Origin of the sequence: Streptomyces boninensis (assembly GCF_048572725.1) — a bacterium.
GTDB lineage: Bacteria > Actinomycetota > Actinomycetes > Streptomycetales > Streptomycetaceae > Streptomyces > Streptomyces boninensis.
This window is the reverse complement of record NZ_CP183837.1, coordinates 938,712-951,501: the sequence shown is the minus strand read 5'-3', so window position 1 is coordinate 951,501 and position 12,790 is coordinate 938,712. Positions and strand designations below refer to the sequence as shown.

The 12,790-nt window shown below is 71.5% G+C and carries 8 protein-coding genes and 1 pseudogene; 7 read left to right on the top strand and 2 right to left on the bottom strand.

Features of this window, described 5'->3' with window-relative positions:
- Window positions 1–53: 53 nt before the first annotated feature.
- Entirely contained in the window at window positions 54–2,480 is a 2,427-nt protein-coding gene (locus tag ACNNMR_RS04255; RefSeq protein ID WP_419993145.1) for a glycosyl hydrolase, read from the bottom strand.
- Between the two features lie 192 nt (window positions 2,481–2,672).
- On the opposite strand from ACNNMR_RS04255, the gene ACNNMR_RS04250 reads away from it, so the two are divergent.
- The 7 genes from ACNNMR_RS04250 to ACNNMR_RS04220 all read left to right on the top strand — a co-directional run bounded on the left by ACNNMR_RS04250 (window position 2,673) and on the right by ACNNMR_RS04220 (window position 11,793).
- A complete protein-coding gene (locus tag ACNNMR_RS04250) occupies window positions 2,673–6,053 on the top strand; it encodes a CARDB domain-containing protein (RefSeq protein WP_419993144.1) in 3,381 nt (1,126 codons plus the stop codon).
- 52 nt (window positions 6,054–6,105) lie between these two features.
- Window positions 6,106–6,966 carry a 3-hydroxyacyl-CoA dehydrogenase family protein gene (locus tag ACNNMR_RS04245; protein ID WP_419993143.1) on the top strand — a complete coding sequence of 287 codons (861 nt, stop codon included), beginning with the start codon at window positions 6,106–6,108 and terminating at the stop codon, window positions 6,964–6,966.
- 74 nt (window positions 6,967–7,040) lie between these two features.
- Entirely contained in the window at window positions 7,041–8,231 is a 1,191-nt protein-coding gene (locus ACNNMR_RS04240; protein WP_419993142.1) for an NAD(P)/FAD-dependent oxidoreductase, read from the top strand.
- Entirely contained in the window at window positions 8,228–8,485 is a 258-nt protein-coding gene (locus ACNNMR_RS04235) for a (2Fe-2S)-binding protein (protein ID WP_419993141.1), read from the top strand. Before ACNNMR_RS04240 ends, ACNNMR_RS04235 begins: the two co-directional genes overlap by 4 nt.
- Window positions 8,482–9,870, top strand: a complete 1,389-nt coding sequence (locus tag ACNNMR_RS04230) for an NAD(P)/FAD-dependent oxidoreductase (RefSeq protein ID WP_419993140.1) — start codon at window positions 8,482–8,484, stop codon at window positions 9,868–9,870. Before ACNNMR_RS04235 ends, ACNNMR_RS04230 begins: the two co-directional genes overlap by 4 nt.
- Entirely contained in the window at window positions 9,867–10,781 is a 915-nt protein-coding gene (locus ACNNMR_RS04225) for a dihydrodipicolinate synthase family protein (protein ID WP_419993139.1), read from the top strand. Before ACNNMR_RS04230 ends, ACNNMR_RS04225 begins: the two co-directional genes overlap by 4 nt.
- Before the next feature lies 1 nt (window position 10,782).
- On the top strand, window positions 10,783–11,793 hold the full coding sequence (locus tag ACNNMR_RS04220; RefSeq protein ID WP_419993138.1) for a proline racemase family protein: 1,011 nt from the start codon (window positions 10,783–10,785) through the stop codon (window positions 11,791–11,793).
- On the opposite strand, the pseudogene ACNNMR_RS04215 reads toward ACNNMR_RS04220, so the two are convergent.
- Window positions 11,794–12,765 (bottom strand): annotated as a pseudogene (locus tag ACNNMR_RS04215) (glycoside hydrolase family 76 protein); the annotation flags it as partial.
- Window positions 12,766–12,790: the final 25 nt, after the last annotated feature.

Sequence of the window (12,790 nt, the reverse complement as noted above, 5' to 3'; positions counted from 1 at the left end):
CGCGCGACAGGGCCGGCCGCGAACCGCGGCCGGCCCTGTCCATCCCCCGGCTCCTACTCCTGGTTGATCTTGAAGGTGTCCGTCTTGTTCTCGATGTCCACGGCGTTGTCCGACAGGGTCAGCCCCTTGAAGGTGGCCTCACCGACCGCCGGGCCCTGACCCGGTTCCGGCATCGGGTTGGCCCAGATGCCGAAGCCGGACTTCTCGTCGAAGTCGTCACCCGACTTCTTCGCCCCGGAGATGGAGACATTCGTCAGGACGGTGTCCTCGACCGGGTTCTCCGGCTGGTCGCCCGTGTACTTCGTCTGGAACATGATGCCGCTGTACGTCGGGTCCTTGATGTCGACGTTGTCCACGCGGATCGCCCGGAAGGGCTTCGAGGCGGAGAACATCCAGATGCCGGGGAAGGTCTGCGCGCCCCAGAAGTGGCCGCCCGTCCGGTCGAGCGAGATGTCGGAGAAGTTCGTCTCCCCGGGGCCGAAGCCGTTCATCGGGTAGCCGAAGTCGAGCGACGAGATGGTGATGCCCGAGTAGACCAGCGTGTCGGCGATCTTCATATTGCGGAAGGTGTTGGTGTTGCCGCCGTACACCGCGAGCCCCGCCGCCCGCCAGGTGAGCTTGCTGGTGAGGTTCTCGTAGACATTGCCGGTCTGGTCGCCGCCGCCGCCGTCGGTCGCGGAGAAGAGGGCGAAGGAGTCGTCGCCGGTGGCGCGGGACTCGTTGTTGGAGACCAGGTTGTCCGAGGAGCCGTTGGTCATGTTCAGGCCGTCGGCGAAGGTGTTGCGGATGCGGTTGTCCTTGACCGTCATCTTGTCGGTGTTGGCGCCCCAGAAGAGGCACATCATGTGCTCGACCCAGATGTTCTCGATGGTGATGCCCGAGGTGTTCTGGAAGTCGAAGACCTTGCCGGGGCCGTCGATGCGGGAGTTGAAGTTGCCGAAGTAGGCGAAGCCGGAGAATGTCGAGCCGTTCGCGGCCTGGTCGGCGCGGAAGCCGATGTCCGTGTTGGTCTGCCCCGACGGCGCGTGGAAGCGGGTGAACCACGGGCCCGCGCCGATCACCTTGACCGGCTTGCCGAAGACCTGGAACTTGCTGGAGGTCTCGTAGTCGCCCGGCGGCAGGTAGACGCCCTCGGCGCCTGCCTCCATGCGGGCCTTGTCCAGGGCGTTCTGGACGTCCTGGTGGCTGGTCCCGGCCGGCTCCACGTACTTGGCCGGGTCCGGGTTGTCCTTGGCCGCCGCCTTCTCGAAGTCGACGAAGTCGATGGCGTACTTGGACGAGTTGTCGCCGTCCTTCTGCAGCCGGATCTTCGCGCCCGCCGGGACCGTCTTGCCCAGGTCGACGTGCGCCTCGTCGTAGATGTGCCGGGGATCGCCGGCGCCGGGGTCGTTGCCCGGTCCCGCCTCGGGGCCGTACAGCCAGGCGTACTTGGAGGTCAGGTCGAGGGCCTTGGTCTTCTCACCGTCCACGTAGACATTGAGGGTGGCGTTGTCGCCGTCCGGGATTGAGAAGCGGGTGACCAGGGTGTTGGTGTCGACCGGGGTGGTGAACTCCACGTACTGGCCGGTCTCATTGAGCGTCACCGCCTGGCGGCCCGATGCCTCGCCCGCCAGGTCGCCGATCTTGCGGTTCGGGCCGACGACCTCCGCGCCGCCGCCCGGGTCGCCGGACTCGGCCTCCATGGTGGTGTACGGCATGGTGGCACCGCGCTCGGCTGCCTTGGTGCCGGTGCTCTTCGCGGACGATTTCGCCAGCGCCGCGCCGCTCTTCTGTGGGGTGAAGGCGGCCTTGCCGGAGCCCGCGTCGCCCGCCTTGACGGTACGGGAGACCGCCTTGCTGTCCGGGGACTGGTTGCCGGCCTTGTCGCGGGCCCGTACGGAATAGCTGACCTTGTCGGCGTCCGCGCCGGCGGCCCTGGTGTCCTTCCAGGTGCGGGTCTTCGCGGGCAGGCTGGCCTGCAGGTCGCCGTCGGCGTAGACGTCGTACGCGGCCGCGCCGTCGGCGGCGTCCCAGCTGAGCGTCTTGCCGTCGAGAGAGGTTCCGCCCGGGGCCCGGGGCGGCGTGGCGTCGCCGGACTTCGCCGCGTACGCCGCGAACTCGCCCACCTTCTCGGCGCCGTTGACGCGCAGATAGCGCACCGCGGCGCCGTCGAGCTTGAAGGTGACCTTGCCCTTGCGGGACTGCTGCCCGGAGAGCTCGCTGAAGTCCCGGCCGTTGGTGGAGCCTTCGAGGCGGACGTGCTGCGCCGTGCCCGGGAGGTGCACCTCGGCGCGGTCCAGGCGGCGGGTCGCGCCTATGTCCGCGGTGACCGCGCCTTGCTTGCCGTCGGTGATCCGCAGCTTCAGGGCGCCCGAATCCTCCGCGCCCTGGGCCGACATCACCTGCATTCCGGTCAGCAGCATGCCCGCCCCGAGCGTCGCCGCCAGGGTGGGCCGCCAGACCCGGGAGCGCCGGCGTCGGGGGCGATGTGTCGTGCGCATGTCAGTCCCTTCTCGTGGGGGAGTCGAGCGCAGTCACTCAACCATCGGCCTCATATCAGCGCAAGATACTGAGCATTCATTGCAAAAAATAGATTGCGAGAAGGGTTCGGAAGGGGTCGGTCTGTTGACACGACGGTCATCTCCCAGAAATATCCAGGCAGATTCGTGCAAGAGGTGAGCGGAGGGTCACGTATGAGATGGAAACAACGCATAAGATCCGGACTCGTCGGCACACTGCTGGCGGGCCTGGCGGCGACCGGGCTCACGCCCGGCGTCGCGCAGGCCGCCGCCGCGGGACCGAACCTGGCGCTGGGCAAGCCGGCCGACGCCGCCGGAGCGCACCCCGGTTATCCGGCGGCGAACGTCACCGACGGCAGCCAGGCGTCGTACTGGGAAGGCCCCGCCGGTGAGTTCCCGCGCTGGGTGCAGGTCGATCTGGGCAGCGCCGCCACCGTCGACGAGGTCGTGCTGAAGCTGCCCACCACCTGGGAGGCGCGCACCCAGACGCTGAGCATCCAGGGCAGCACGGACGGCGACGCGTTCAGCACCCTCGCCGCCTCCGCGGCCCACGAGTTCCGCCCGGACCGGGCGGGCAGCGTCGCCGTCGGCTTCACGGCCGCGAAGGTCCGTTACGTACGGGTGAACATCACCAAGAACACCGGCTGGAACGCCGCCCAGCTCTCCGAGCTGGAGGTGCACGGCACCGGCGGCGACCCGGAGGACCCGCCCCTGGAGGGTACGAACCTGGCGCGCGGCAAGCCGATCGAGGCGTCCTCCCACACCCAGAACTACATGGCGGCGGGCGCCAACGACGACGACGTGAAGACGTACTGGGAGGCGGCGGGCCAGTCGTCCACCCTCACCGTGAAGCTGGGCGCGGCCGCCGAGCTCGAGGGCGTCAAGGTCAAGCTCAACCCCGACCCGGTGTGGTCGGCGCGCACCCAGGAGTTCGCGGTCCTCGGCCGCAAGGCCGGCGCCACCGACTTCACCAGCCTCAAGGCGCGGCAGTCGTACGCCTTCAGCCCGTCAGGGAACGAGAACACGGTGTCCGTGCCGGTCAGCGGCCAGTACGAGGACGTGCGGCTGCAGTTCTACGCCAATTCCGGCGCCCCCGGCGGCCAGGTCGCCGAGCTCCAGGTCATCGGTAGCGCTGCACCGGCCCCCGACCTGACCGTGACCGCGCTGGACTGGACGCCGGAGAAGCCCTCCGCGGACGACTCCATCACGGCCAACGCCACCGTCCGCAACACCGGCAACGCCGCCTCCGCCGCCACCGCCATGGAGGTCGGCCTCGGCGGCACGGTCGCCGGCAGCGCCGCCGTCCCCGCCCTCGACGCCGGCGCCTCCGCTCAGGTGGAGATCGCCCTCGGCAAGCGCCCGGCCGGCAGCTATACGGTCTCGGCCGCCGTCGACCCGAACGACACCATCGACGAGTCCGACGACACCAACAACAGCTACACCGCCCCCGCCAAGCTCGTCGTGGACCGCTCCCCGGGCCCCGACCTGGAGCCCACGGCCATCACCACCAACCCCGAACACCCGGCCACGGGCGCGCAGGTGAGCTTCAAGGTGTCCGTACGCAACAACGGCACCAGCCAGGCCGAGGCCGGGACCATCACCCGGCTCACGGTCAATGGCACGACCCTGAACGGCACGGCCCCCTCTGTCCCCGCAGGCGGCACGGTCTCCGTCGACATCGCCGGCGCCTGGACCGCCGGCAGCGGCGGCGCCACCCTCACCGCGACCGCGGACGCCACGAACACCCTCAAGGAGACGGACGAGACCAACAACGCCTTCTCCCGCGCCATCGTCATCGGCCGCGGCGCCGCGCTGCCGTACACCGAGTACGAGGCGGAGGACGGCACGTACAAGGGCACCCTCCTCAAGGCCGACGAGAAGCGCCGCTTCGGGCACACCAACTTCGACAGCGAGTCCTCCGGCCGCGCTTCGGTGCGGCTGAATGCGACGGGCGAGTACGTGGAGTTCACCTCCAAGGCCTCCGCCAACTCGATCGTCGTACGGAACTCGATCCCCGACGCCCCGGGAGGTGGCGGGCAGGACGCGACCATCAGCCTCTACGCGAACGGCAACCTGGTCAGGAAGCTGGACCTGTCGTCCAAGCACAGCTGGCTGTACGGGTCGACCGACGACCCGGAGGGGCTCACCAACCGGCCCGGCGGCGACGCCCGCCGGCTCTTCGACGAGTCACACGCGCTGCTGGACAAGTCCTATCCGGCCGGCACCAAATTCCGGCTGCAGCGGGACTCCGGTGACAACGCCGCCTTCTACGTCCTCGACCTCATCGACCTGGAGCAGGTCGCGGACGCCGCGCCGAAGCCTTCCGGCTGCACGTCAATCACCGAGTACGGCGCGGTGCCGAACGACGGCATCGACGACACCGACGCCATCCAGCGCGCGGTGACCGCCGACCAGAACGGCGACATCGGCTGCGTGTGGATCCCCGCGGGCCAGTGGCGGCAGGAGCAGAAGATCCTGACCCGCGACCCGAAGCACCCGGCCAACCCGTACAACCAGGTCGGCATCCGCAACGCCACCATCAAGGGCGCCGGCATGTGGCACTCCCAGCTCTACACCCTCACCGAGCCGCAGGACGCGGGCGGCATCAACCATCCGCATGAGGGCAACTTCGGCTTCGACATCGACGACAACACCCAGATCTCCGACATCGCCATCTTCGGCTCGGGGCGGATCCGCGGTGGCGACGGCGGTGACGAGGGCGGTGTGGGGCTGAATGGCCGGTTCGGCAAGGACACGAAGATCAAAAATGTCTGGATCGAGCACGCCAACGTCGGCGCCTGGGTCGGCCGCGACTACTCGAACGTCCCCGAGCTGTGGAACCCGGGCGACCGCCTCGAGTTCAGCGGCATGCGCATCCGCAATACGTACGCGGACGGCATCAACTTCACCAACGGCACCCGCAACTCGACGGTCGCCAACTCGTCCTTCCGCAACACGGGCGACGACGCGCTAGCCGTCTGGGCCAGCAAGTATGTCAAGGACACGTCGGTGGACGTCGGCCACGACAACCACTTCCGCAACAACACCATCCAGCTGCCGTGGCGGGCCAACGGCATCGCGATCTACGGCGGCTACGGCAACACGGTCGAGGACAACCTGATCTACGACACGATGACCTACCCCGGCATCATGCTGGCGACCGACCACGACCCGATCCCGTTCTCCGGCCAGACCGTGATCTCGGGCAATGGCCTCCACCGCACGGGCGGCGCCTTCTGGGGCGAGGCGCAGGAGTTCGGCGCCATCACGGTCTTCCCGCAGGGGCCGGCGATACCCGGCGTCACGATCAAGGACACCGACATTCACGACTCGACGTACGACGGGATCCTCTTCAAGACAGGAGGCGGCGAGGTACCGAACGCGAAGATCGACAACGTCCGCATCGACAAGTGCAACAACGACAGCGCGGGCATCCACGCGGAGGGCGGTGCGCGCGGTGGCGCGACGCTGACGAAGGTGGAGATCAGCGGCTGCCAGGACGATGACGGCATCGTGGTCGACCCCGGTTCGGGCTTCACGATCAACCGTCCGTAGCCAGGAGGAACCCTAGCCCGCCCGGCACGCCGGGCGGGCTAGGGTGTCCGCCATGAGCCAACCCAGCGCACCCGCCCTCGTCGGCGTCATCGGTGGCGGCCGGATGGGCGCCGGCATCGTGCAGACCTTTGCCGCCGCCGGGTCGCGGGTCACCGTCGTGGAGAGCGACAAGGAGGCCGCGACGGCCGCCGTCGAGCGGGTCGCCACCGGCCTCGCCCGCGCCGCCGAGCGCGGCAAGCTCGCCGAGGAGGCCGGGGACATCCTGGCCCGCATCGACATCGCCGACTCCCTGCAGGGCCTGCCCGCCGCGGCCGACCTGGTCATCGAGGCCGTCCCCGAGGACGCCAAGCTGAAGGCGCGGCTGCTCGCCGGGGCGGAGGAGGTGGTGAGCGAGACCACGATCCTCGCGACCAACACCAGCTCCCTCTCCGTCACCGAACTCGCCGCCGCGCTGCGCCACCCCGCCCGCTTCGTCGGCATGCACTTCTTCAACCCCGTCCCCGCCTCCGCGCTGGTCGAGATCGTCGTCGCCCCCGACACCGCGGACGCGACCGTACGGACCGCCCAGGACTGCACCCACGCGCTCGGCAAGAAGGACGTCGTCGTCAAGGACTCACCGGGCTTCGCCAGCAGCCGCCTCGGCGTCGCGCTCGGCCTCGAAGCCATCCGCATGGTCGAGGAGGGCGTCGCGGAGCCCGAGGCGATCGATGACGCGATGCACCTCGGCTACCGGCACCCCATGGGACCGCTGCGGCTGACCGACCTCGTCGGCCTGGACGTACGGCTGGCGATCGCCGAGCATCTGCGGACGACGCTCGGCGAGCGCTTCGCCCCGCCGCAGCTGCTGCGCGACAAGGTGGCCAGGGGAGAGCTGGGGCGGAAGAGCGGGCAGGGGTTCTACACCTGGGAGTAGGTGCGCGCGACCGTTGACGCGGGCGGCGGGGCCTCATACGTTCAACATCATTCCGTGCGGTGAACGGAGGGGCGTTGGAGGCGAGTTCGGACGTCGTGGTCGTCGGTGCCGGTGTCATCGGCGCCGCCTGCGCCGAGGCGCTCACGGCCGCCGGGCTTCGGGTCACCGTCCTGGACCGCGGCGCCCCGGCGAGCGGCACCACGGCCGCGGGTGAGGGAAACGTCCTCGTATCCGACAAGGCCCCCGGACCCGAGCTGCGGCTCGCCCAGGACTCCCGGCGCCGCTGGCCGGAGCTGCTCGCCGCCCTGCGCGAGGAGCTCGGCCCGCGCCGTGCCGAGGCCGAGTGGGACGCGAAGGGCGGCCTCGTCGTCGTCACCGCGGCCGAAGGGACAGGGCCGCTGCGGGACTTCGCCGCCGCCCAGCGCGGCGCCGGGGTCGTCGCGCACGACCTCGACCCGGCCGCGGCCCGCGACCTCGAACCACACCTCACCAAGGACGTCACCGCCGCTGTCCACTACCCCGAGGACGCCCAGCTGCAGCCCGTCCTCGCCGCGACCGCCCTCCTGTCCGCGGTACGGGCCCGCGGCGGGCGGGTGCGCACAGGCGTCACCGCCCTGGGCGTGACCACCGGTGCTTCAGGAGCCGTCACCGGCGTCCGCACCGACGGCGGCACCCTGCCCTGCGCCGCCGTCGTCAACGCCTGCGGCCCCTGGTCCGGCCGCTTCGCCGCGAGCGCGGGCGCGCCGCTCGCCGTGCAGCCGCGGCGCGGGATGGTGCTGGTCACCGGGCCGCTGCCGGCCGGGACCGTACGGCACAAGGTCTACGACGGCGACTACGTCGGCGCGGTCGCGGGCGGCGGCGCCGGGCTGCAGACCTCCGCCGTCGTGGAGTCGACCCGCTCTGGCACCGTGCTCATCGGCTCCAGCCGGGAGCGGTCCGGGTTCGACGAGGCGATTCGGGTACGGGTGCTGCGCGAGCTTGCCCGCAAGGCGCTGGCGCTGTTCCCGGTGCTGGCCGGGGTCCCCGTGATGCGCGCCTATGGCGGCTTCCGGCCGTACGCGCCCGACCACCTGCCGGTCATCGGCGCCGATCCGCGGCTGCCCGGGCTGTGGCACGCGACTGGGCACGAGGGCGCGGGCATCGGGCTGGCCGCGGGCACCGGGCGGCTGCTCGCCGACCTGTTCACCGGGCGCAAGGGCGACGTCGACCCGGAGCCGTTCCGGGTGGACAGGCCCGGCATCGCTGACGAGGAGGCGGCCGCATGAGGGTGCGGATCGATGGCGTGGCCGTGCTGGCGGAGCCGGGGCGGACGGTGGCCGGGCTGCTGCTCGCGCAGGGGCGCAACTCGTGGCGTACGACGCGGGAGGGCGGGCGGCCGCGCGGGGTGTTCTGCGGCATCGGCGTGTGCCACGACTGCCTCGTGGTGGTCAATGGCGTCCCCGACGTCCGGGCCTGCCGGCGGCTGGTGCGGGACGGCGACGACATCCGCACCCAGCGCGGGGCGGAGCTGCCGTCGTGAGCCCTGCGACCGGGAGCCCCGGGACGGGAAGCGCGGTCGTCGTGATCGGCGGCGGTCCCGCCGGGATGGCGGCGGCGCGGGCCGCGGCGCAGGCGGGCGCGGAGGTCCTGCTCGTCGACTCCGGTGCGGCGCTCGGCGGTCAGTACCACCGGCAGAACTCCCTTTCCGGCGGGGAGCGGTTCACGTTGCCCGTCGGTGTCGAGCACCTCGCCGAGTCCGAGGTGTGGGCGCTCGAGTCCGTGCCCGGCGGGCAGCGGGTGCACGTCCGTACGGGACCCGCCGACAGCCCCGAGCGGGCCGGTCGCACCGTCGATACCCCGGCCCTGGTGCTGGCCACCGGGGCGTACGACCGGGCGCTGCCGTTCCCGGGCTGGGAGCTGCCGGGCGTCTTCACCGCGGGGGCCGCGCAGGCACTCGCCAAGGGGCAGGGCATCGCGGTCGGCGACCGGGTGCTGCTGGCCGGGACCGGGCCTTTTCTGCTGCCGGTGGCGGAGTCGCTGGCCGGCGTGGGCGCCGAGGTCACCGAGGTCCTGGAGGCCGGTGACCCGGTGACCGGCTGGCTCGCGGCGCCCGCCGGCGTCGTCGCCGGCGGCCGCGGCAGGGCCGCCGAACTCGCCCGTTACGCCGCGCTGCTCGGCCGCGCCCGCATCCCGTACCGCCGCCGCAGCACCGTCATCGAGGCACACGGCACGGAGCGGGTCGAGGCCGCGACCGTCGCCCGCCTCGACGCGGGCTGGCGGGTGGTGCCCGGCAGCGAGCGGCGCGTTCCCGTCGATGCCGTCTGCGTCGGATTCGGCTTCACACCGCAGCTGGAGCTCGCGGTCGGCGTCGGCTGCGAGCTCGTCGGTGGCTTCGTCGCCGTCGACATCGCGCAGGCCACCTCCACCCCAGGAGTCTTCGCCGCCGGCGAGCTCACCGGCATCGGCGGCGCCGAACTCGCCGCCGCGGAGGGCGAGATCGCGGGTACGGCAGCCGCCAAGCTGCTCGGCGCCCGCCCCGATCCGCCGGTCCGCGCCCTGCGCCAGGTACGGTCCGGCAGGCGCTTCGCCGCGGCCCTCGACCGGGCGTATCCCGTACGGGACGGCTGGCACACCTGGCTGCGCGACGACACCGTCGTCTGCCGCTGCGAGGAGGTCACCTGCGGCGAGCTGCGCCGCGCCGTCGCCGACCGGGACGCGACCGGCGTGCGCTCGGTGAAGCTCGTCAGCCGGGCCGGGCTCGGCCCCTGCCAGGGCCGCGTCTGCGGCCGTAACGTCGCCGAACTCACCCACCTCGACGACCCGGGAGCGGCCTTCGCCCGCCGCCCCGTCGCCGCCCCCGTACGGCTCGGGGAGCTGGCCGACGCACCGCTCGAACCGTCCACCGACCAGGAGGAGCAGGCATGACCCAGCAGGACCGGCTCGACGGAGTCATCGTGGCCACCGCGCTGCCCTACGCCGAGGACCCGGCCGCACCTGCCGGGCTGCGCGTCGACCTCGACCGCTACGCGGAGCACTGCCGCTGGCTGGTCGACAGCGGCTGCCGCGGCGTCGGCCCGAACGGCTCGCTGGGGGAGTACTCCTCGCTCACCGACGACGAGCGCCGGGCGGTGGCCCGTACCGCGATCGAGGCGGTCGGCGACGACGGCCTCGTGGTCGTCGGCGTGCACGGCGCCGGGGCGCACCAGGCGCGCGCCTGGGCCGAGCGGGCCGCCGAGGACGGGGCCGACGGAGTGCTGTGCCTGCCGCCGACGATGTACCGCGCCAACGCCCGCGAGGTGGTGCACCACTTCGAGCAGGTGGCGGCGGTGGGGCTGCCGGTCATGGCGTACAACAACCCGATCGACACGAAGGTCGACCTGACGCCCGAGCTGCTGGACGAGATCGCCGAGATCGACAACGTCGTGGCGGTGAAGGAGTTCTCGGGCGATGTGCGGCGGGTGACGGAGATACGGGAGCGGGCACCCGGGCTGACCATCGTGGCGGGCGCCGATGACGTGGTGCTGGAGTCGCTGCTGATGGGGGCGACGGGCTGGTTCGCCGGCTTCCCGAACGTCTTTCCCGCCGCCTCCGTACGCCTCTTCGACCTCGCGCGCGCCGGGAAGGTCGATGAAGCGCGGGCGCTGTACGAGCCGCTCGTCGCCGCCTTCCGCTGGGACTCGCGGGTGGAGTTCGTACAGGCGATCAAGCGCGGCATGGACGCCGTCGGTCGCCACGGCGGCCGCTGCCGCCCGCCGCGCGGCCCGCTCACCGACGCCCAGCTCGCCGCCCTCGACGCCGACCTGCGCCGCGCCATCGACCACCTGGCCGGGGCCTGACATGCGCTCCTCCCGCTACTTCTCCGCGGTCGACTCGCACACCGAGGGCATGCCGACCCGCGTCATCACGGGCGGCATCGGGACCGTCCCCGGGGCGACGATGGCCGAGCGGCGTACGTACTTCGCCGAGAACCTGGACCATATCCGGGAGTTTCTGGTCAACGAGCCGCGCGGCCACCCCGCGATGAGCGGCGCGATCCTGCAGCCGCCGATACGGGACGACGCGGATTACGGGGTGCTGTTCATCGAGGTCTCCGGGCTGCTGCCGATGTGCGGGCACGGCACCATCGGGGTCGCCACGGTGCTGGTGGAGACCGGCATGGTGGCGGTGCGCGAGCCGGTGACGGAGGTCCGGCTCGACACCCCGGCGGGGCTGGTGACCGCCGAGGTCGCGGTCGAGGACGGGCGGGCGAAGGCGGTGACGATCCGCAATGTGCCGTCCTTCGCGCTGGAGCTGGACGCCAAGGTCGAGGTGCCGGGGATCGGCGCGGTTACGTACGACATGGCCTATGGCGGCAACTTCTACGCCATCCTGCCGATCGCCGATCTCGGCCTCCCCTTCGACCGTACGGACAAGGCGGCGAAGGAGCGGATGATCGGCGAGGGCCTCGCCATCATGGCAGCCATCAACGACCAGAGACGGCCCGTACACCCCGCCGACCCCGGCATCTCCGGCTGCAAGCACGTCCAGCTCACCGCCCCGGGCGTGGACGGCAGCGACGCGCGCAATGCGATGGTCATCCACCCCGGCTGGTTCGACCGCTCGCCGTGCGGCACCGGGACCTCCGCGCGGCTGGCGCAGCTGCATGCGCGCGGCGAGCTGGGGCTGGGCGCGGACTTTGTGCACGAGTCGCTGCTCGGCACGCGCTTCACCGGGCGGCTGGTCGAGGAGACGACGGTCGGCGGGGTGCCGGCGCAGGTGCCGACGGTGACCGGGAGCGCTTGGGTCACCGGGATGGGGCAGTATCTGCTGGATCCCGCCGACCCGTTCCCGAGCGGATTCACACTCTGATCACTTCGCCGCGTTCATCAGGTCGAGCGCGCTCTGCTGCCGGGCCGCGTCCGTCTTGTCCAGCGGGCCGTACCAGCGCAGGCCGTACCGGTCCTCGGCATCGCGGTCGTCGGCGTACGCGCGATCGGCCTGCCGCCGCAGGTAGTCCGTGTACGGGTGGTCCGGCAGCGCCTCATTGAGCTTGCCGAGGCCGCGGACGTGGGCGCCCTTGAAGGACGGGCCGTCGGCGCCGCAGTCACCGTCCTCGCAGGGGTCGCGGAGGATGCCGTCGCCCGTGTGCAGTCCCGGTGCGATGGTGGCCGCGTCGGCGATCTCGCGGGCGGCGGTGAGCTGGGTGTCGTCGCCGGTGGCGCGGTGCAGTTCGGTGAGGGCGCCGAGGAGCATGCCCTGGTTGTACGACCAGACCGCGCCATTGTTGTTGCGGCAGGTGGAGAGGTCGATGCCGTCGTTGACCAGGTGCTGGTCATTGATCATGCCGGTCTCCTGGAACCAGGACCAGCCGTCCTTTGCCCGCTGGAGATAGGTGCTGTCGCCGTCGATGCGGTTGTGCAGCGCCGCATTGAGCTGGATGTAGAGCGAGTTGGGGATGGCGTTCTTGTACGTCTTCTCGGTGCTCCACCAGACCCCGCCGCCGCAGGTGTCGTCCCAGTAGGCCGCCATGTGCTCGGCGTCCGCGCGGGCCGTGTCCAGGTAGCGGCGGTCGCCGGTCAGGTCGTACGCGGCGATCCAGGCGAGGCCCCACCAGCCGGTGTCGTCTATGTAGTCGTTGCGGAACTGGCCATCGTGGGCGCCCAGTTGCTTCTCGTACGTGGTGGCGATGGCGTGGCGGTGTTCGTCCGCGCCGGAGGTGCGGATGGTGTCGATCACGGCGTTGAGGGCGTTGGCGGAGTTCCACCAGCCGGTGGTGGTGAACAGGCCGGTGTCTTTGTCGTAGAACGACATCTGGGCGGTGGCCGCGGCCTCGGCGCGCTCCTTCTGTGCGGCCACGTGGGGCGCG